We start from the raw sequence: 19,506 nt of genomic DNA, 5'->3' as shown, positions 1-19,506 counted from the left end.
GACCTAGTCGTGCGCGTCGAAGCCCAGGCTGAGCTTGCGCAGCAGCCCGGCGAGCCGCTCGCGGTCGCCCCGCGAGAGGGTGTCGAGCAGCAGCGCCTCGGCGTCGACGAGACGCGTGATCGCGGCATCCACGCGGATCTTGCCCTCGTCGGTGAGGGTGACCAGGACGCTCCGGCCGTCGTCAGGATCGGACTCGCGGCGCACGAGCCGGCGCCCGACCAGGCGATCGATTCGGTTGGTCATCGTGCCGCTCGAGACGAGCGTCTGCTGCAGCAGCTGCTTCGGGCTGAGCTGGAACGGCTCTCCCGCGCGGCGGAGGGCCGACAGCACGTCCCACTCCCACGGCTCGAGCTCGCTGCGACGGAAGGCGTCGCGTCGCGCGCGGTCGAGGTGCCGTGAGAGCCGGTCGACGCGCGAGAGCACGCCGAGCGGTGAGAAGTCGAGGTCGGGGCGCTGCGTCGTCCACGCCTCGACGATGCGGTCCACTTCGTCGCTCTGCGCCGTCATGCCCTCATTATCGCGGGGCCGGCGCTCCGGCAGGCTCATCGACCGGGGGCGGTCTGGCAGACTTGACGGGCGGCATCCGGAGTCCTGGTCGCCGCGTTCCGCCGTGGTGTAACGGCAGCACGACAGCCTTTGGAGCTGTGAGGTTCAGGTTCGAATCCTGGCGGCGGAGCATGACCGACACCCCTGACAACGCTCTGGCCGTCATCGTCCTCGCCGCCGGGCAGGGCACGCGCATGAAGTCGTCGCTGCCCAAGGTCCTCCATCGCATCGGCGGTCGTCCGCTCGTCGGGCACGTTCTCGCCTCCGCGGCCGCCCTGGCACCGGCGCGCACGCTCGTCGTCGTGCGGCACGAGCGCGACCAGGTGGCCGCGGCGGTCGCCGACCTGGCGCCTGACGCGCGCGTCGTCGACCAGGACGAGGTCCCCGGCACCGGTCGCGCCGTCGAGGTCGCCCTCGCCCAGCTCGACGGCTTCGCCGGCGATGTGCTCGTGCTCTCGGGCGACTGCCCGCTGGCGGATGCCGGAACGCTGACCGCGTTCCTCGCGGCCCACCGGACGACCGATGCGGAAGTGACCGTCATGACCGCCGTCGTCGACGACCCGAACGGCTATGGACGCGTGATCCGCGACGCCGACGGCGACGTCGCGCGCATCGTGGAGCAGAAGGACGCCGACGACGCCGAGGTCGCGGTACGCGAGATCAACGCGGGCATGTACGTCTTCCGAGTGGACGCCCTTCGCAGCCACCTGCCGGCGATCGGCCTCGACAACGCCCAGGCGGAGAAGTACCTCACCGACGTCGCCGGGCTCGTGCGGCGCGCAGGCGGCCGCGTCGCGGCATCGCTCGTCGACGACGTCACCGTGACGTACGGCGTGAACGACCGCGCACAGCTCTCGGAGGTCGGCCGCCTCCTCAACGCGCGCACCGTGCGCCGCTGGCAGCTGGAGGGTGCGACGATCCTCGACCCGGCGACCACCTGGATCGACGTCGACGCGAAGCTCGCTCCCGACGTGACCGTGCTGCCCAACACGCACATCCTCGGCGCCACCGTCATCGAGACCGGCGCGATCGTCGGACCCGACACGAGCCTCGTCGACTGCGAGGTCGGCGAGGGCGCCACCGTCCGGCGCACCGACGCGACGCTCGCCGTCATCGGCGCCGGCGCGACCGTCGGCCCGTTCGCGTACGTCCGCCCCGGCACCTATCTGGGCGCCAAGGGAAAGATCGGCACCTTCGTCGAGACGAAGAACTCGACCATCGGCGAGGGCAGCAAGGTGCCGCACCTGTCGTACATCGGCGACACCACCATCGGCCGCGGCGTCAACCTCGGTGCCGGCGCGATCACCGCCAACTACGACGACCTGGCCAAGCACCGCACCGAGATCGGTGACGAAGTGCACGCCGGCTCGCATAACGTCTTCGTGGCGCCCGTTAGGATCGGAGACGGCGCGAAGACGGGGGCGGGGGCGGTCATCCGCAAGGATGTGCCCGCCGGTGCTCTCGCTCTCAGCGTCGCCCCTCAGCGCAACGTCGAGGGGTGGGTCGAGAAGAACAGACCGGGTACCGGAGCGGCGGACGTCGCCGCCAAGGCCCGCAGCGCACAGAAGGCGGACGATGGCGCGCAAGAAGAAGACCGTTGAACTCGACCGTGCGAATGACATCGCCCCCGGACTCGTCGCCAAGACGAAGAAGCGGCTCGTCATCGCGCGCGGGAGCTCGCACCCCGAGCTCGCATCGCAGGTCGCCGAGCAGCTGAGCACCGAGCTCGTCCCCACCGAGTACCGCACGTTCGCGTCGGGCGAGATCCTGACGCGGTTCGAGGTCTCCATCCGCGGCTGCGACCTGTTCCTCATCCAGAGCTTCGGGCCGCCGGTCAACGAGTGGATGATGGAGACCCTCATCATGCTGGACGCCGCGAAGCGGGCGTCGGCCAAGCGCATCACCGTCGTCGCGCCGTACTTCCCGTACTCGCGTCAGGACAAGAAGGGCCGGGGCCGCGAGCCCATCAGCGCTCGCCTCGTCGCCGACCTGTTCAAGACCGCCGGGGCCGACCGTGTCATGAGCGTCGACCTGCACGCCGCCCAGATCCAGGGCTTCTTCGACGGACCCGTCGACCACCTGTTCGCGAAGCCCGTGCTGCTGGAGTATTTCGAGAACACGCTCAGCGAGTCCGACCGCGACCGCCTCACCGTCGTCTCGCCCGACACCGGCCGCGTGCGCGTCGCCGACCAGTGGTCGGACAGCCTGGGCGCGCCGCTGGCGATCATCCACAAGCGCCGCGATCCCAACGTCGCCAACCAGGTCACCGTCAACGAGATCGTCGGCGCGGTCGACGGACGCGTGTGCCTCCTGGTCGACGACATGATCGACACCGGCGGCACGATCGTGAAGGCCGCCGAGGCGCTCAAAGCCAACGGCGCGACCAAGGTCATCGTCGCCGCGACGCACGCGATCTTCAGCGATCCCGCCGCCGAGCGCCTGCAGAGTCCGGCGATCGACGAGGTCGTCGTGACCGACACGGTGCCGATCCCCGACGAGAAGCGGTTCCCGAGCCTTACGATTCTGCCTATCGCACCGCTGCTCGCACGCGCGATCCACGAAGTGTTCGAGGACGGCTCCGTCACCAGCATGTTCGACGGGGCGGCCTGACGCCGGCACAGGGTCGGACCCCCGACTCCGCGGCGGCGACGGAAGGATGACGAATCCATGACGCAGCCGCTGAACTCCCCGCCGTTGACCGAAGCGCGCCTGACGGTGGCGCGCCCCTGGGCGCTGCTCGCCGACGACGTGCTGGCGCATCTCGAGGCCGAGGCCGGGGGACTGCGCACCGACGACGCGGCCACGCGCCTCGAGATCGCCGGACCCAACCGCCTCCCGGAGCCAGCGCGCAAGCCGGCGGTGCTCCGGTTCCTGGCGCACTCCAACGACACCCTGATCTACATCCTGCTGGGCGCCGCGGTCATCAAGGCGCTCATGGGGGACTGGCTCGACTTCTGGGTGATCATGGTCGTCGCCATCATCAACGCGGTGATCGGGTACATCCAGGAGGGGCGCGCCGAGAAGGCGCTCGCCGGCATCCGCGGGATGCTGTCGGCCGACGCGAGTGCGCGCCGCGACGGCGGCTGGGTGACGGTGCCCGCCGCCGACCTGGTGCCGGGCGATGTCGTGCGGCTCATGCCCGGCGACAAGGTGCCCGCCGACCTGCGGCTGCTGCAGGCCTTCCAGCTGCGCATCGACGAGGCGGCGCTGACCGGAGAGTCCGTGCCGTCGTCGAAGACCACCGACCCGTCGGCGCCGGAGGCGGGGGTGGGCGATCGCGGATCGATGGCGTTCTCGGGCACCATCATCAGCGCCGGGCAGGGCCGGGGCGTGGTCACCGCGACCGGATCGGACACCGAGCTCGGCCGCATCCAGAGCCTGGCGGACGAGGCCGAGTCGCTGGCCACCCCGCTGACCCGTCAGCTCGACGGCTTCGGCCGCGTGCTCACCGTCGTGATCCTGGCGATGGCGGCGATCATGATGATGATCGGGCGCTTCCTGCACGGCATGCCGTACCCCGAGCTCATCTCGGCCGCCATCGGCTTCGCCGTCGCGGCGATCCCCGAGGGGCTGCCGGCGCTCGTGACGATCACGCTCGCGATCGGCGTGCAGCAGATGGCCCGTCACAACGCGATCACGCGGAAGCTTCCCGCGGTCGAGGCGCTGGGATCGGTGACCACGGTGTGCTCCGACAAGACGGGCACGCTCACCCGCAACGAGATGACCGTGCGGCACATCGTGACACCGCTGGGGGAGTACAGCGTCACCGGGCTCGGCTACGTGCCCGAAGGCGACATCGTCCCCGCCGGCGGAGGCGCGGATGCCGCCGCGGGCGACGCGGCACCGGCCGAACGCGGCGATCTGGCAGCGCTCCTGGCCATCGCGACGCTCTGCAACGACGCCCACATCGTCCGCGGCGAGGACGGCGCGTGGGGCCTCGTCGGCGAGCCGACGGAGGGCGCGCTCAAGCTCGTCGCGATGAAGGGCGGTGTCGGGAGCGCCGGCGGACGCCGGGTCGCCGTCATCCCGTTCGACTCCGCGAACAAGCTCATGGCGACCCTCAACGAGGGCGCCCGCTCCGGCGGTGCCGCCGGCGAGGTCTCGCGGGCGATCCTCGTCAAGGGCGCACCCGACCGCCTGCTCGAGCGTTCGCTCACCCAGCGGGGAGCCGACGGGTCCGAGCCGCTCGACCTGGTGCGCTGGAACACGGCGATCGAGGCGCTGAGCTCGCAGGGCCTGCGCGTGCTCGCGGCGGCCCGGAAACCCGTGCGGCCGACCACCGACGAGTTCGCGCTCGACGACCTCATCGACCTCGAGTTCATCGGGCTCTGGGGGATCGTCGACCCGCCCCGGCCGGAAGCCGTCGAGGCGATCGCGGACTGTCACACCGCTGGCATCCGCGTGAAGATGATCACGGGCGACCACGCCGGCACAGCCCTGGCCATCGCGCACGAGATGGGGCTTGCGAGCGCCGACGCCGAGGTGCTCACCGGCGCCGAGCTCGAAGCACTCACCCAGGAGCAGTTGCGCGAGGTCGTGCGCGACGTCGACGTGTACGCGCGCACGAGCCCCGAGCACAAGATCCGCATCGTGCGGGCGCTGCAGTCGCACGGCGAGGTCGTCGCGATGACCGGTGACGGCGTCAACGACGCCCCTGCGCTGACGCGGGCCGACGTCGGCATCGCGATGGGCATCAAAGGCACCGAGGCGACCAAGGAGGCCGCCGAGTTCGTGCTGGCCGACGACAACTTCGCGACGATCCGCAGCGCGATCGCCGAGGGACGTCGCATCTACGACAACCTGCGCAAGTCGATCGTGTTCCTGCTGCCGACCAACGGGGCGCAGTCGCTCGTGATCCTCGTCGCCGTCGTGTTCGGGCTCGCGCTGCCCATCACGAGTGTGCAGGTGCTGTGGGTCAACATGGTGACCGCGGTGACGCTCTCGCTCGCCCTCGCATACGAGCCTGCCGAGCGCGGCATCATGCGCCGCCCGCCGCGCGCCAGCGGCGGACCGATCATCGATCGCCGCGAGCTCGGCTTCGTGCTGGTCGTGTCGCTCCTCATCGGCGGCGCCGCGATGGGCGTGTTCTACGGCGTCGTCGCGACCGGAGCCGACATCGAGGTGGCCCGCACCGAGGCCGTCCTCATGCTCGCGCTCGGACAGCTCGCGTACCTGCTCAACTGCCGGTTCCTCGGACGCTCGAGTCTCACCCTCGACGTGCTGCGGGGCAACCGCGTGGTCTGGTGGTCCGCCATCGCTCTCATCGTGCTGCAGCTGATCTACACCTACGTGCCGTTCATGAATGTGCTGTTCGACTCGCGGCCGCTGGACGCGGCATCCTGGATCCTGCCGATCGTGGTGTCCATCGGCATCTTCCTCGCCGTCGAGGTGCTCAAGGCGGTGCTGCGCGCACGCGGCACGTCATCGACATCGGCGGACACGCTCAAAGGCGGCTCATAGGACCGGTTGACAGGATCTGATTCAGACGCTTCCGCGTCACCGCTCGCACGACACGAGCCGACCCGAGCCAGGAGGACCGTCATGATCCGCACCGCACTCGCTTCCCGCCCTGTTCGCGCCGGAGCCGCGCTGACCGCCGTCGCCGGCATCGCGCTCCTGGCCGGCTGCACGCCGGAGGCGTCGGAGGCCGAAGAACCTGCGACGACCGACACTGCGGAGAGCACCGACAGCGGCTCCGCCGGCACCGGCTCGAGCGGCTCCTACGCCGACGGCACGTACACGGCGGACGGCTCGTATGCCACGCCCGAATCGGTCGAGACGATCACCGTCACGGTGAGCCTCGAGGACGACGTGATCACGGCGGTCGAGGTGACCGGCGACCCGCAGAAGCGCGAGTCGGAGCAGTACCAGGGCGAGTTCATCGGCGGCATCGCCGACGTCGTCGTCGGGCAGGACATCGACGAGATCCAGGTCAGCCGCGTGGCCGGGTCGTCGCTCACCAGCGGCGGCTTCAACGACGCGATCGAGACCATCAAGTCCGAGGCGGCGAACTAGGCCGTGAGCACGGCGCCGGACTCCTGGCGCTTCGACGCCATCGGCACGACGTGGGACATCGTCACCGAGCGTCGCCTGCCGGCGGCGGTGCGCGACGAGGTGAGCGCGCGCATCGACGAGTTCGACCGGGACTGGTCGCGGTTCCGGGCGGATTCGGTCGTGAGCGCGCTGGCGCGGACGCCAGGCGCCGTCCCCGCGCCTGCTGATGCCGTGCCGATGCTCGACGCCCTCGCCACCCTGTCGGACGCCACGGGAGGCGCAGTCAACCCGCTCGTCGGCGGATCGTTGGACGCCCTCGGCTACGACGCCGCCTATACGCTGCGCGACCGCGGGGCGACGCCGGCGCCGGCCCGATGGCGGGAGCTGCTGAGCTGGCACGACGGGCGCCTGGCGCTCGTCGAGCCGGCGACGATCGACGTCGGCGCCCTCGGCAAGGGCCGCCTCGTCGACCTGGTGCTGGGCATCCTCGTGCGCAGCGAGTCCGGTGATCTCACGGTGGACGCCGGCGGCGACCTTGCGCTGCGCGGGCGCCCGCAGCGCATCGGGCTCGAGCACCCGTTCGATCCGCGTCGTGCCATCGGCGTGTGGGAGGTGACGGATGCCGCGCTCTGCGCGTCGGCCGTCAACCGGCGCGCCTGGCCCTCGGCGACGGGCATCGGCACCCTGCACCACGTGCTCGACGCGCGCACCGGGCAGCCCGTGCGGACGATCGCCGCGACGTGGGCGGCGGCGGCCGACGCGATGGCCGCGGACGCCGTCGCGACGGCCCTGTTCTTCGACGGCGGTCCTCGCCTCGCCCACGAGTGGGGCGTCGAATGGGTGCGCATGACGACGGACGGCCGCGTCGAGTGGTCTCCTGGCTGCCGCGCCGACCTGTTCGTGCGAACAGATGTCGGACCCGGGATCGCACCGGCTTCGCGACCGAATAGCCTGGAACAGTGACCGAACCCCTCTCCGGACACGTCGTCGCGGTCGCCCGCGACGACGCGCATCGCTTCAGCAAGCCGACGCGCGAGAGCATCACCCTGATCGCCGGCATCGGCGTCGAGGGCGACGCCCACGCCGGCACCACCGTGCAGCACCTGTCCCGCGTCCGGCGCGATCCCACGACGCCCAACCTGCGCCAGGTGCACCTGATCCATGCCGAGCTGTTCGACGACATGGCCGAACGCGGCCACGAGGTGCACCCGGGCGCCCTGGGCGAGAACGTGACCACCGCCGGCATCGACCTGCTGGGTCTGTCGCGCGGCACGCGACTCGCACTCGGCGACGACGCGGTGATCGAGGTCACCGGCCTGCGCAACCCCTGCGTCCAGATCGACGGCGTCTCGGAGGGGCTGATGAAGGAGCTTGTCCACGTCGACGACACGCGTGCCACCGTGCGCCTGGCCGGCGTCATGTCGGTCGTGCTCGAGGGCGGCGTCGTGCGCCCGGGCGACGGCATCCGCGTCATCCCGCCCGCAGGTCGCCACGAGCCCCTGCAGCCGGTGTGACCCGGATGGGCACTCTCACCTCCATCTGGAATCGCGCCTTCGCGGTGCTCGGCCGCGTGTCGATGTACCGCCTGGTGTATCTCGCACTCGCGACGCTGGCCCTAGTGGCCCTGCTGCTCTCGTTCTTCGGCCTGGTCGGCCCCGATCCGCTGCAGCTGATCGTGACGCTCGCCGTGCTCTCGGCGGTCTGCGTGGGAGTGGATGCCGCCGCACAGCGCGTGCTCAACCTGCCGTGGCGTCTCGAGTCGTCGCTGATCACGTCGCACATCCTGCTGTTCGTCCTGCGCCCGACGCTCGAGCTCGTGGGGCTGCTGGGAATCGTCATCGCCGCCGCGGTCGCCTCGCTCTCGAAGTACCTGCTCGCATGGCGCGGCCGCCACATCTTCAACCCTGCGGCAGTCGGTGCGACGGTGCTGACGCTGCTGAGCCTGGCGTGGCCCGACCTCGGCGCGTCGTCGTGGTGGGTCGGGACGCCGGCGCTCGCCGCGCCCGTCATCCTGCTCGGGCTCGCGGTGCTGGTGCGCACCGAGAAGCTGCGCGTGGTCGCCGTGTTCCTGGTGTTCGCGGTCGCTGTCGCGGTCTTCCGCACGGCCGCTCAGTACCAGGCCGCGGGCGTCGAGGTCGAGGTGCTCGACCTGCTGTGGCCGATCCTCTGGTCGTCGCCGTTCCTCTTCCTCGGGGCGTTCATGCTGTCCGAGCCGCTCACCCTGCCGCCGCGCCGATGGCAGCAGCTGACCGTCGCCACGGTGGTCGGCGTGCTGGCCGGATGGCCCATCCCGATCGGCGATGTCACCCTCGGACAGGAGCGGGCGCTCCTCGTCGGCAACCTCGTGGCGTTCGCGTTCGCCGTGCGCACCGCCGTGCGCCTCACCCTCGTCGCACGCTCGGAGCCCACGCCGAGCGTGCAGGAGCTCACGTTCCGCGTGCACGACCGGCTCGCGTTCCTTCCGGGGCAGTACCTCGAACTCGAGGTGCCGCACCGCCATCCGGATGCCCGCGGCACGCGTCGCGAGTTCAGCATCGCCTCGGCGCCGGAGGATCTGCCGCTGCTGAAGGTCGCGTTCAAGGACGGCAAGACCACCAAGCCGCTCAGCTCGTACAAGAAGGCGCTCGCCGAGGTCCAGCCCGGCGACGCCCTCGCGATCACGGGCGTCTGGGGCGACTTCCTGCTGCCAAAGCGCGACGCGGCTCCGATCCTGATGGTGGCCGCCGGCATCGGCGTCACGCCGTTCGTGTCACAGCTGCGCCACGCACAGGCCGCGGGCCTCGACCGCGACATCGTGCTGGTCTACGTGGCGTCGGACTCCTCGGAGCTGGCGTACCGCGACGAGATCGCGGCATCCGGGGCGCGCGTCATCCTGTTCACGCGTGACCGGCCGGCGGATCTGCCGGACCACTGGCTGTGGGCGCAGGGCGTGCGCCTCGACGCCGACGGGCTGCTGCGCGTCGTGCCCGACATCGGGTCGCGTCACGCGTACATCTCCGGTCCGGCGGCGCTGATCGCCGACCTCGCACCGGCGCTCGAGCGCGCGCGCTCGATCACGACGGACGCCTTCAGCGGCTACTGAGCGTCGGTACTCAGGTCGGGTCGACCGGACGAGCGGGCAGCCGCACCTCGAACGTCGTGTCGCCGGGGGTGCTGTCGACACGGATGCTGCCGCCATGGGCATCCACGATGGCCCGGGCGATCGAGAGGCCGAGGCCGGTGCCGCCGGTCTGACGTGCACGCGAGCGGTCGGCGCGCGCGAAGCGCTCGAACAGCTCGTCCTTGATCGAGGGATCGATCCCAGGGCCGTCGTCGTGCACACGGAGGACCGCCGTGCCGTCGTCACGGGTGACGCTCGCGGTGACCGTGGTGCCGGCGGGGGTGTGCGTGCGGGCGTTGGCCAGCAGGTTGGCGGCGACCTGGTGCAGCCGGCCGGTGTCCCCGGCGACCAGCACGGGTTCGTCGCCCACCTCCAGCACCCATTCGTGGTCGGGCCCGGTGGGACGGACATCGCCGACGGCGTCGATCACGAGCCGCGTCAGGTCGACCGTGCCGTAGACGAGCTCCTGACCCTCGTCGAGGCGCGCCAGCAGCAGCAGGTCCTCGACGAGCGAGGTCATGCGCAGCGACTGCGCCTGGATCCGCTCGAGGGAGGCCTCCGTCGTCTCGATGGTCGCCGCACCCTGCCCGCGGCTCAGGGCCTTGAGCGACAGCTCGCTGTAGCCCCGGATGGACGAGAGCGGCGTGCGCAGCTCGTGGCTCGCGTCCGCGACGAACGCGCGCATCCGCTCCTCGTTGCGCTGCCGGGCGGTGAGCGATTCGTCGACGTGGTCGAGGAGCGTGTTCAGCGCCTCGCCCACGCGGCCGACCTCGGTGCGGGGATCGGCCTGGTGGGACGGCACCCGTTCGGCGATGGTCACCTCGCCCTGGTCCAGCCGCTGGGTCGAGACGCGGGCCGCCGTGTCGGCGACCGCGCGCAGCGGCGCCAGGCCTCGCCGGATGGTCCAGGCGGTGGCGACGGCGAGGAGCAGCAGGCCACCGGCGGTGAGGAGACCGATCGTGATCCACATGCGCGTCAGCGTCACGGCGACGTCATCCCGCGAGAGTCCGACAAGGGCGAACGTGGCGCCCGCCTGCACGGGTTCCACGCGATAGGTCCCGCGGTCCTCGACCGTCACCACGAGTTGATCGTGCTGGCCACGCAGGCTCTCGCTGATCTTGTCGATCTCGTCCTGGTCCAGTTCGACGACGCCGGCGGTGGTCATCACCGCGGCTGTCGGGGCGTCGGGGAGCGTCTGGATCGCCAGGAAGTAGCCGGGCGGCTGCGGCTGCTGGGTCAGGATCTCCTTGGCCGTGAGACCACTCGCCCCAGCCTGCGCGAGCACGACGGACGACCGTCGTGCCGCCGACTGCACGTTGTCGTTGAGCTGCTGCTCCAGCACCTGGCTGAGGATGGCACTGGTCGCGACGGCGACGAGCACCATGATGAACGACGTGATGCCCACCACGGTGACGATGAGCTTGCGCTGGAGCGTCCACGGCGCGCGGCGCGGGAGCCGTTCGCCGGCGGGGGACTCGACAGCGGTCTCCGCGGAGGCCGCGGATTCCCCGACGGATGCCGAGGCGCCGGCTACGGCATCCGACCCCGTCCGGTGTCCCTCGGGCGAGCCGGTCCCGTCGGTCACTGGGGCGCCTTGATCATGTAGCCGACGCCGCGCACGGTGTGGATGAGGGGCTCGCGGCCGGCGTCGATCTTCTTGCGCAGATACGAGATGTACAGCTCGACCACGCTGGAGCGTCCGCCGAAGTCGTAGTTCCACACGCGGTCGAGGATCTGCGCCTTCGACACGACGCGGCGCTGGTTGCGCATGAGGTAGCGGAGCAGCTCGAACTCGGTCGCGGTGAGCTCGATCTCCTCGCCCGAGCGCTCGACTTCGTGGCTGTCCTCGTTGAGGGTGAGGTCGCCCACGCGGAGGATCGGCTCCGCCCCCGCGGCGTGAGCGGTGCCGGCGCGGCGCATGAGGCCGCGGAGGCGCGCCACGACCTCCTCGAGGCTGAACGGCTTCGTGACGTAGTCGTCGCCGCCCGCCGTGAGGCCGGCGACGCGATCGCTCACGGCATCCTTCGCGGTGAGGAACAGCACCGGAACGTCGTCGCCCGCCTGACGCAGACGCTGCAGCACGGCCATGCCGTCGAGGTCGGGCATCATGATGTCGAGCACCATGGCGTCCGGCTCGAACTCGCGGGCGGACTGCAGCGCCTCGAATCCTGAGCCGGCCGTCCGCACCTCCCATCCCTCCATGCGCAGCGCCATCGACAGCAGGTCGGTGAGCATCTGCTCGTCGTCCACCACGAGCACGCGGAGGTTCGAGCCGTCGGGACGCAGCAGGGCGGGTGCGGGGTTGGTCATGCGTCCATTGTGGACGTCTTCCTATGCGCTTCCTATGGAGCGCGCTATGCGCCGGCTGTGAAACCGGCCGTCTCCGCGAGACACCAGCGCTGGGGCGAGACCGAGGGGAACCCCGGGGTCTTCGTGCTGCCGGTGAGGTCTCGCGGTTCATAAGGTGCCCATAGGGGCCGCTGGGCATGCCCATCACGCGGGTTCGTAGCGTCCCCTCGACGGCCGGCATTCCGCCCGCCAGGAGGAGACCCATGTACATGACCTATCTGCGGCGGGAGCTGGCCGGCCGCAAGAAGCAGACGATCATCGTGGCCGCCGGCCTCGCGATCGCCATCGCGCTCGTGATGATCGTGAACTCGCTCGCCGCCGGCGTGAGCGCCGCGCAGGCGCAGGTGCTGGAGTCGGTGTACGGCGTCGGCACCGACCTCACCGTGACCGGCGCGCAGGCCGAGCCCGGACAGGGCGGAGCGCGGTTCGACTTCGGCGAGGACGGTGGCGAGACCACCGACGACGGCACGACGCAGCTCAGCCAGTCGCGGCTCGTGACAGAGCCGATGCGCTCGACCCTCGACGCCTCGACCCTCGACACGGTCGCCTCCGTCGACGGTGTGGAGGCGGCATCCGCCGCACTCAGCCTCACGAACATGACCTTCTCGGGCGAGCTGCCGCAGCGGCCGGACGACGCCACCGGCGACGCCACCACCCAGCCACAGCCTCCGCAGCAGACCGAGGGGGAGAGCGGTGGCGGCGGCTTCGGCGGAGGCTCGTTCGGCGTCGACTCGTTCACTGTGCTGGGCATCGACCCGGCGGCCGACGCCGTGGGTCCGCTGTCCGCGGTGGAGCTCAGCGACGGCCGCGGCCTGGAGGCGTCCGACGAGGGCGCGTACGTCGCGGTGCTCGATGCCACCTACGCCACGACCGCCGACCTCGCGGTCGGCGACACCGTCGACGTCGGAGGCCAGGACTTCGAGATCATCGGCCTCGTGACGTCGACGTCCGATGAGGCCGACACGGCCTCGAACGTCTACATCCCACTCGACGTCGCTCAGGAGCTCTCGGGCGCCGGAGACGTGATCTCGACGGTCTACGTGCAGGCGGAGTCCTCCGACGCCATCTCAGCGGTGCAGACGGCGCTCCAGGAGGAGCTGCCCGACGCCACCGTGAGCTCGCAGTCCGATCTCGCCTCGACGGTGTCGGGATCCCTCTCGAGCGCGTCGTCGCTCATCACGAGCCTCGGCACGTGGCTGTCGCTCATCGTGCTCGCGGTCGCTCTCGTCCTCGCGGTGCTGTTCACGATCTCGGGCGTCTCGCGCCGCACGCGCGAGTTCGGCACCCTCAAGGCGATCGGCTGGTCCAACGGGCGCGTCGTCGGCCAGGTGGCGGGCGAGTCGGTCGTGCAAGGCCTCATCGGCGGTGTCGTGGGTCTCGTGATCGGCTTCGCCGGCATCCTCGCCATCAACGTCATCGCCCCGACCATCTCGACGGCGCCCTCGACCCAGACCTTCGGGCCCGGCGGCGACGGCGCGCAGATGCCCGGAGGAGGCCCCGGCACCTTCGGGAACGCCGTCATGCAGCAGACGGGCGCCGACGTCGTTCTCCAGGCACCGGTCACGCTCTGGGTGGTCGTCGCGGCGGTCGGCATCGCCGTGCTCGGCGGCCTGGTCGCCGGCGCCTTCGGCGGATGGCGGGCCGCCCGCCTGAGCCCCGCCGAGGCCCTCCGTTCCGTGGGCTGAGGCATCCGTGTCCGACACCATCCCCACCGCACCCGAACCCACCTCGACGACACCGTCTCCAAGAAGGGGAGAGCACGTCATGACCATGACCGACACAGAGGCCGCCTCGGCCCCGGATGCCGCAGCCCCGGCACAGTACCGCCTCCAAGGCGTCACCCGCACCTATACGCAGAAGGGCCGCATCGTGAAGGCGCTCGCCGGCGTCGACCTCACGATCGAGGCGGGGGACTTCGTCACGATCCAGGGACCCACCGGCGGCGGCAAGTCCACGCTGCTGCAGCTGCTGGGGGCCCTCGACCGCCCCAGCACCGGCTCGGTTCACCTCGGCGAGCTCGACATCGCGACCGCCAGCAACGGCGAGCTCGGCCGCATCCGCGCGCACGAGATCGGCTTCGTGTTCCAGGGGTTCAACCTCATCCCGACGCTCACGGCGCACGAGAACGTCGACATGGCTCTGGAACCGCTGGGGCTCTCCAAGGACGAGCGCGCCACCCGTGTCGCCGAGGCGCTCGCGCACGTCGGCCTGGCCGAGCGCGCGGACCATCGGCCCGGCGAGCTGTCGGGCGGTCAGCAGCAGCGCGTCGCGATCGGGCGCGCCATCGTCAAGCGCCCGCGGGTGCTCCTCGCCGACGAGCCCACGGGCAACCTCGACGAGAGCATGCGCGACGAGATCCTGTCGGTGCTGCAGGCGCTCAACGACGAGGGGCTCACGCTCATCGTCGTCACGCACGACTCCGCCGTCGCCCGCCGAGCGCGGCGCCGACTGCGGCTCGAGAAGGGGACGGTGCGCGACATCACACGCTGACCGGGGGCGTCCCCCGTCGGTCAGCCCGCCGAGCGGGCGTGGGACGCGATGCGATCGAAGAGCGCGTCGCGGTCCTCGTCGATCCGCTGCTCCTCCGGGTGCGCGTCGTAATGCGCGAGGATGCGGCGGGCGCCCTCGTCGAACGTGATCGTCGTGCGGAACTCGGGCACCAGCTGTGTCACCTTCGACGAGTCGAACAGCATGGAGTGGGCCTTGTCGCCGATAAGCGTGGGCCCGAGGTCCGGTGCGAACGCCGCGATCGTGTCTGACGCCACGTGCACGAGGTCGGCGGAGTCGACGCCGGCGGCGTCGGCCAGCCAGCCGTAGATCTGGTTCCAGGTCGGTGCATGCGTCCCGGTGATGGTGAACGCCTCGCCGATCGCCGCCGGATTGCCGAGCAGCCCGGTGAACGCGACGGCGAAGTCGTCGGAGTGCGTGATCGTCCACAGGCTCGTGCCGTCGCCGTGGACGATGACGGGGCGGCCGGCGCGCATACGCGCGATGTCGGTCCAGCCGCCGAGGGTCGGCAGCAGCCGCTCGTCGTAGGTGTGCGACGGCCGGACGATCGTCACCGGCAGGCCGCGTTCGCGATGTGCGGCGACGAGGACGTCCTCGCAGGCGATCTTGTCGCGCGAGTACTGCCAGAACGGGTTGCGCAGCGGCGTCGACTCGGTGACCGGCACGCGGCGCGGCGGCTTCTCGTACGCCGAGGCCGAGCTGATGAAGACGTACTGCCCGGTGCGTCCCTCGAACAGCTCGAGGTCGGTCGCGATGTGCTCGGGCGTGAAGGCCAGGAACTCGGCGACGACGTCGAAGCGGCGGTCGCCGAGGGCGCTGCGCACCGCGCCGGCGTCGCGCACGTCGGCCTCGATCAGTTCGACCTGCGGCGGCAGGGGGCGTCGTGCGCTGCCGCGGTTGAGGACTGCGACGTCGTGCCCGAGAGCCACGGAGCGGCGAACGCACGCCGCGCTGATCGTTCCGGTACCGCCGATGTAGAGGATGCTCGTCACCCACGCGAGCCTACGCCCGCGAGTGCGCCTCGGCGGAAGGCGCTCTCTCGCTGACGGCGAACATCTTCCCCGATGTCGGGGGTGAGCCCTAGCGTGGCGGTCATGAGCAACGACGACCTCAGCGCCGGTTACGTCGGCACCGTCATCCGCCCGGGCGATTCCGAATGGGAATCCGCCCGCCGTTTCCACTCCGGCATCGGCGAGCCCGCTGCCGTGATCCGCGCCGCCAGCGTCGATGACGTGCGCGGCGCCGTCCGCTACGCGTCCGCAGAACGGCTCGAGATCATGATCCGGGGCGGCGGCCACAGCGCCTGGGGCGGCGTACCCGGCGGACTCACGCTCGACATCTCCGCCCTCGACGCCGTCGAGGTCGACGGCACCCGCGTGCGCGTGGGCGGCGGCGCCCTGTGGGGCGGCGTCGCCCACGCCCTCGCCGAGCGCGGCCTGGGGCTCAGCTCCGGCGACACGGCCTCTGTCGGCGTCGGCGGTCTCACCCTCGGCGGCGGCATCGGCTGGATGGTGAGGGCGTGGGGACTGGCCGCCGACCAGCTGGTGGGTGCGCAGCTCGTCACCGCCCGCGGCGAGGTGGTCGAGGTGACCGAGACCTCCCACCCCGAGCTTCTGTGGGCGCTCCGCGGCGGCGGTGGCAACTTCGGTGTCGTGACGCGGTTCGACTTCGAGGCGCACCCGCTCGACGGCGTCGTCCACGCGGTCTACGGGCTCGAGGGCGACGCGCGCCCCGTGCTGCGCGTACTGCGTGAGGTCATGGCGGACGCCCCGCGCGATCTCACCGTCACCTACATGGACGTTCCGGCGATGGACCCGAATGCACCGGCGGGCGCCTCGATCACGGCGGTCTGGGTCGGCACCGACGAAGAAGAGGCGCGTCGCGCGCTGGCGCCGCTGGCGGGTGTGCCCGGAGTCACCGAGCGCGACTTCGGCGTGCAGGACTACCCCGACGTGCTGATGGAAGCCCCCGAGTTCGACCCCGAGCGGCCGATGCCCGGGTTCGTCGGGGGCAACACGCTGTTGGGCGTGCTCGACGACGAGGCGATCGATCGTCTCGTGGCGTTCCGCGAGCAGCATCCCGCCTCGGTCGTCATGCTGCGCTCGCTCGGCGGCGCATACGCCGACGTGGCGCAGGACGACACGGCGTTCCCCGCGCGCGACGCGACCTGGTTCGCGATGGCGGGCGCATTCGACATCCCGGGCATGCTCGACGACGCTGGGCGTGCAGAAGCGAACGCCGCATGGGACGCCATCGAGGTCAAGGGGTCGGGCGTCTACGGCAACTTCACCGTCTCGACGGCCGACACGATCGTCCAGCGCATGTACCCGCCGGCGACCATGGCCCGTCTCGCCGCGATCAAGCACGCGTGGGACCCCGGCAACGTGTTCTGCCGCAACCACAACGTGAAGCCCGTGCCCGACGGCCGCGCCGCCTGAGACGCTGCGCGGCCCGAGACACCGCGGCGCCTGAGCTGCCGCGCCGCGCAAGCGACACGACGAGGGCGGAGCCCCGTGATGGGGATCCGCCCTCGTCGTGTGCGGGACGCGTCGGTCTGACGCGTCGGCGTCAGTGGGTGTCTTCGGCCTCGATCTCGCTGCGGTCGCCCGACCACAGCGTGTGGAAGGTGCCTTCCTTGTCGATGCGCTTGTAGGTGTGGGCACCGAAGAAGTCGCGCTGCCCCTGGATGAGGGCGGCCGGCAGGCGCTCGGCCCGCAGGCCGTCGTAGTACGACAGCGACGACGAGAATGCGGGGGCGGGGATGCCGGCACCCGCCGCCGTCGACACGATGCGGCGCCACGCGCCCTGCGCGCGGCCGAGCGCCTCGACGAAGTAGGGCGCGGTCAGCAGCACGGCCAGGTCGGGCGTCTCGTCGTAGGCGTCGGCGATGCGGTTCAGGAACTGGGCGCGGATGATGCAGCCGGCGCGCCAGATCTTCGACACCGCGCCGAGGTCGATCTGCCAGTCGTACTCGGCGGCGCCGGCGCGGATCTCGTCGAAGCCCTGCGAGTAGGCGACGATCTTCGACGCGTACAGCGCGAGGCGCACGTCCTCGATGAACGCGTCGGCATCCTCGACCGTCAGGCCCTCGGCCGGGCCTGGGAGCTCGCGCGAGACCTCGCGCTGCTCGGGGTGCGACGACAGCGATCGGGCGAACGTGGCCTCGGCGATGCCCGATACCGGCACGCCGAGCGACAGTGCCGTCTGCACGGTCCAGGCGCCGGTGCCCTTGGCGCCGGCCTGGTCGAGGATGACGTCGACCAGCGGCTTGCCGGTGGAGGCATCCACCTGACGCAGCACCTCCGCCGTGATCTCGATGAGGTACGACTCCAGCTCGCCGCGGTTCCACTCGGCGAACACGTCGGCGATCTCGGCCGGCGTCTTGCCGGTGCCGCGGCGGATGAGGTCGTAGGCCTCGGCGATGAGCTGCATGTCGGCGTACTCGATGCCGTTGTGCACCATCTTCACGAAGTGACCGGCGCCGTCGTGGCCGATGTGCGTGACGCACGGCTCGCCCTCGGCGACCGCCGCGATGGACTTCAGGATCGGACCGAGGGTCACCCACGACTCGTCCGAGCCGCCGGGCATGATCGACGGGCCGAGGAGGGCGCCCTCCTCGCCGCCGGAGATGCCGGCGCCGACGAAGTTGATGCCGGTCTCGCGCACGGCCTTCTCACGGCGGATCGTGTCGGTGAACAGCGCGTTGCCGCCGTCGACGATGATGTCGCCCGGCTCGAACACCTCGACCAGTGCGTCGATGACGGCGTCGGTGGGTCGCCCGGCCTTGACCATGATGATCGCGGCGCGCGGCTTCTGCAGCGATGCGGCGAACTCCTCGTACGAGAACGCGGGCACGAAGCCGGCCTCGGGGTGGGTGGCGAGCAGCTCGTCGGTCTTCGACCGGCTGCGGTTGTGCACCGCGACGGTGTTGCCCTCACGGCTGGCCAGGTTGCGTGCGAGGTTCGACCCCATCACCGCGAGACCCACGACGCCGATGTTCGCCGTCGCCACACGGTCGGTCTCAGGACCCTGGGGCTCCGGGGTCTCCCGGGCCACGTCCTCGGGTGCCGGTGCGGCCTCGTGTGCCGTCGTCGCCTCGTCAGGAGCCTGGTCCTGATCCGTCGAGATTCTGGTCTCGGCCTGATTGCCGCTCGCTGAAGGGTCGTTCGAAGACACACGCGCTCCTGAGGTTAGATCGTCTCTTTCAGCCTAGAGTCTGGCGCGTCCGTGTTACACCGCAGCGGCGGGATGCTCACACCCGGCCGCGGCCGGGTGTGACGCGTTCCCGGGCGTCGGATACCGTGGCCGTCGTGACCGAGCCCTCGCATCCCGAGCCCGTTCTGCCGGGTGACGCCGACGCGCGCCCCGAGCCGGGCGTGCGCGTCGTGGTCATGGGCCCGAGCGGTTCGGGCAAGTCAGCTGTGGGACTGGCGCTGGCGCAGCGCCTCGGACTGCCGTTCGTCGACGCCGACGACCTGCATCCTGCCGCCAATGTCGCGAAGATGGCAGCCGGCACCCCGCTCGACGACGACGATCGGATGCCGTGGCTCGACGTCGTCGCCGCGGCGCTGCACGATGCGAGTGGGGGAGCGGTGATGGCCTGCTCGGCGCTCGCGCGCCGCTACCGCGACCGCATCCGCGCCGGTGCCGCGGGCGTCGTCTTCGTGGAGCTGCGCGTGCCGCAGGACGAGCTCGCCCGTCGCATGGGTTCACGCGAGCACTTCATGCCCACGTCGCTGCTTGCCTCGCAGCTGCGCACGCTCGAGCATCTCGAGCCGGAAGAGCCGGGCGTTGTCGTCGCGGGCGACCCGCAGCTCGTCGAGGTCGTCGACGCGGCGGCGGCTGCGCTGGAGAGGTTTCAGTCCTTGCGGTAGCCCTGGCGCCCGAGGCTCCAGAACGCGAGGACGGTCCCGATAGCGCCGACCGCGGCCATGGCGGCGATCAGCCAGAAGAGAGCGTGGCTCCAGAAGCCGTAGTCCATGGGGTCCTCCGTGGGGAGCGGGAAGCAA

At 71.1% G+C, this 19,506-nt stretch carries 17 protein-coding genes and 1 tRNA gene; 12 read left to right on the top strand and 6 right to left on the bottom strand.

Annotated features, from left to right (window positions below):
* Window positions 1–3: 3 nt before the first annotated feature.
* On the bottom strand, window positions 4–507 hold the full coding sequence (locus tag Q9R08_RS18355; protein WP_308869616.1) for a MarR family winged helix-turn-helix transcriptional regulator: 504 nt from the start codon (window positions 505–507) through the stop codon (window positions 4–6).
* A gap of 97 nt (window positions 508–604) precedes the next feature.
* Here Q9R08_RS18355 and Q9R08_RS18350 point away from each other — a divergent pair.
* The 8 genes from Q9R08_RS18350 (at window position 605) to Q9R08_RS18315 (ending at window position 9,622) form a co-directional block, all read left to right on the top strand.
* Window positions 605–676, top strand: a tRNA-Gln gene (locus Q9R08_RS18350).
* 1 nt (window position 677) lies between these two features.
* Window positions 678–2,147, top strand: a complete 1,470-nt coding sequence (gene glmU, locus Q9R08_RS18345) for a bifunctional UDP-N-acetylglucosamine diphosphorylase/glucosamine-1-phosphate N-acetyltransferase GlmU (RefSeq protein WP_308869615.1) — start codon at window positions 678–680, stop codon at window positions 2,145–2,147.
* The gene (locus tag Q9R08_RS18340) at window positions 2,122–3,156 is read left to right on the top strand and encodes a ribose-phosphate diphosphokinase (RefSeq protein WP_308869614.1); all 1,035 of its coding nucleotides are present in this window, start codon (window positions 2,122–2,124) and stop codon (window positions 3,154–3,156) included. Before glmU ends, Q9R08_RS18340 begins: the two co-directional genes overlap by 26 nt.
* A 57-nt stretch (window positions 3,157–3,213) precedes the next feature.
* Window positions 3,214–6,006, top strand: coding sequence for an HAD-IC family P-type ATPase (locus tag Q9R08_RS18335; protein WP_308869613.1), 2,793 nt, complete (start codon window positions 3,214–3,216; stop codon window positions 6,004–6,006).
* Window positions 6,007–6,087: 81 nt separating this feature from the next.
* Entirely contained in the window at window positions 6,088–6,561 is a 474-nt protein-coding gene (locus Q9R08_RS18330; RefSeq protein WP_308869612.1) for an FMN-binding protein, read from the top strand.
* Window positions 6,562–6,564: 3 nt separating this feature from the next.
* Window positions 6,565–7,503, top strand: coding sequence for an FAD:protein FMN transferase (locus tag Q9R08_RS18325; protein ID WP_308869611.1), 939 nt, complete (start codon window positions 6,565–6,567; stop codon window positions 7,501–7,503).
* Complete coding sequence (locus Q9R08_RS18320; RefSeq protein ID WP_308869610.1) at window positions 7,500–8,054, top strand: MOSC domain-containing protein; 555 nt, start codon at window positions 7,500–7,502, stop codon at window positions 8,052–8,054. Before Q9R08_RS18325 ends, Q9R08_RS18320 begins: the two co-directional genes overlap by 4 nt.
* A gap of 5 nt (window positions 8,055–8,059) precedes the next feature.
* On the top strand, window positions 8,060–9,622 hold the full coding sequence (locus tag Q9R08_RS18315) for an FAD-dependent oxidoreductase (protein WP_308869609.1): 1,563 nt from the start codon (window positions 8,060–8,062) through the stop codon (window positions 9,620–9,622).
* Window positions 9,623–9,632: 10 nt separating this feature from the next.
* On the opposite strand, the gene Q9R08_RS18310 is transcribed toward Q9R08_RS18315, so the two are convergent.
* Window positions 9,633–11,024, bottom strand: coding sequence for a sensor histidine kinase (locus Q9R08_RS18310; protein WP_418001377.1), 1,392 nt, complete (start codon window positions 11,022–11,024; stop codon window positions 9,633–9,635).
* A gap of 197 nt (window positions 11,025–11,221) precedes the next feature.
* Window positions 11,222–11,950 carry a response regulator transcription factor gene (locus tag Q9R08_RS18305; protein ID WP_308869607.1) on the bottom strand — a complete coding sequence of 243 codons (729 nt, stop codon included), beginning with the start codon at window positions 11,948–11,950 and terminating at the stop codon, window positions 11,222–11,224.
* A gap of 242 nt (window positions 11,951–12,192) precedes the next feature.
* Here Q9R08_RS18305 and Q9R08_RS18300 point away from each other — a divergent pair, with 242 nt between their 5' ends.
* Together Q9R08_RS18300 and Q9R08_RS18295 are read left to right on the top strand one after the other, a co-directional pair.
* Window positions 12,193–13,674, top strand: a complete 1,482-nt coding sequence (locus tag Q9R08_RS18300; RefSeq protein ID WP_308869606.1) for an ABC transporter permease — start codon at window positions 12,193–12,195, stop codon at window positions 13,672–13,674.
* A 79-nt stretch (window positions 13,675–13,753) separates the two neighbouring features.
* Entirely contained in the window at window positions 13,754–14,479 is a 726-nt protein-coding gene (locus tag Q9R08_RS18295) for an ABC transporter ATP-binding protein (protein WP_308869605.1), read from the top strand.
* A gap of 20 nt (window positions 14,480–14,499) precedes the next feature.
* Here Q9R08_RS18295 and Q9R08_RS18290 read toward each other — a convergent pair whose 3' ends face one another.
* Window positions 14,500–15,489, bottom strand: a complete 990-nt coding sequence (locus Q9R08_RS18290; protein WP_308869604.1) for an SDR family oxidoreductase — start codon at window positions 15,487–15,489, stop codon at window positions 14,500–14,502.
* Between the two features lie 102 nt (window positions 15,490–15,591).
* Here Q9R08_RS18290 and Q9R08_RS18285 point away from each other — a divergent pair, with 102 nt between their 5' ends.
* On the top strand, window positions 15,592–16,935 hold the full coding sequence (locus Q9R08_RS18285; protein ID WP_308869603.1) for an FAD-binding oxidoreductase: 1,344 nt from the start codon (window positions 15,592–15,594) through the stop codon (window positions 16,933–16,935).
* A 130-nt stretch (window positions 16,936–17,065) separates the two neighbouring features.
* Here the strand turns inward: Q9R08_RS18285 and gndA are convergent, their stop codons facing one another.
* Entirely contained in the window at window positions 17,066–18,508 is a 1,443-nt protein-coding gene (gndA, locus tag Q9R08_RS18280) for an NADP-dependent phosphogluconate dehydrogenase (RefSeq protein ID WP_308869715.1), read from the bottom strand.
* Between the two features lie 380 nt (window positions 18,509–18,888).
* Here gndA and Q9R08_RS18275 point away from each other — a divergent pair, with 380 nt between their 5' ends.
* Complete coding sequence (locus Q9R08_RS18275; RefSeq protein WP_308869714.1) at window positions 18,889–19,371, top strand: gluconokinase; 483 nt, start codon at window positions 18,889–18,891, stop codon at window positions 19,369–19,371.
* Here Q9R08_RS18275 and Q9R08_RS18270 read toward each other — a convergent pair.
* Window positions 19,356–19,478 carry a hypothetical protein gene (locus tag Q9R08_RS18270; protein ID WP_308869602.1) on the bottom strand — a complete coding sequence of 41 codons (123 nt, stop codon included), beginning with the start codon at window positions 19,476–19,478 and terminating at the stop codon, window positions 19,356–19,358. The genes Q9R08_RS18275 and Q9R08_RS18270 overlap by 16 nt on opposite strands.
* Window positions 19,479–19,506: the final 28 nt, after the last annotated feature.

This window comes from Microbacterium psychrotolerans (assembly GCF_031085295.1).
Taxonomy (GTDB): Bacteria; Actinomycetota; Actinomycetes; order Actinomycetales; family Microbacteriaceae; genus Microbacterium; species Microbacterium psychrotolerans.
This window is presented reverse-complemented; position numbering and strand designations above follow the sequence as displayed.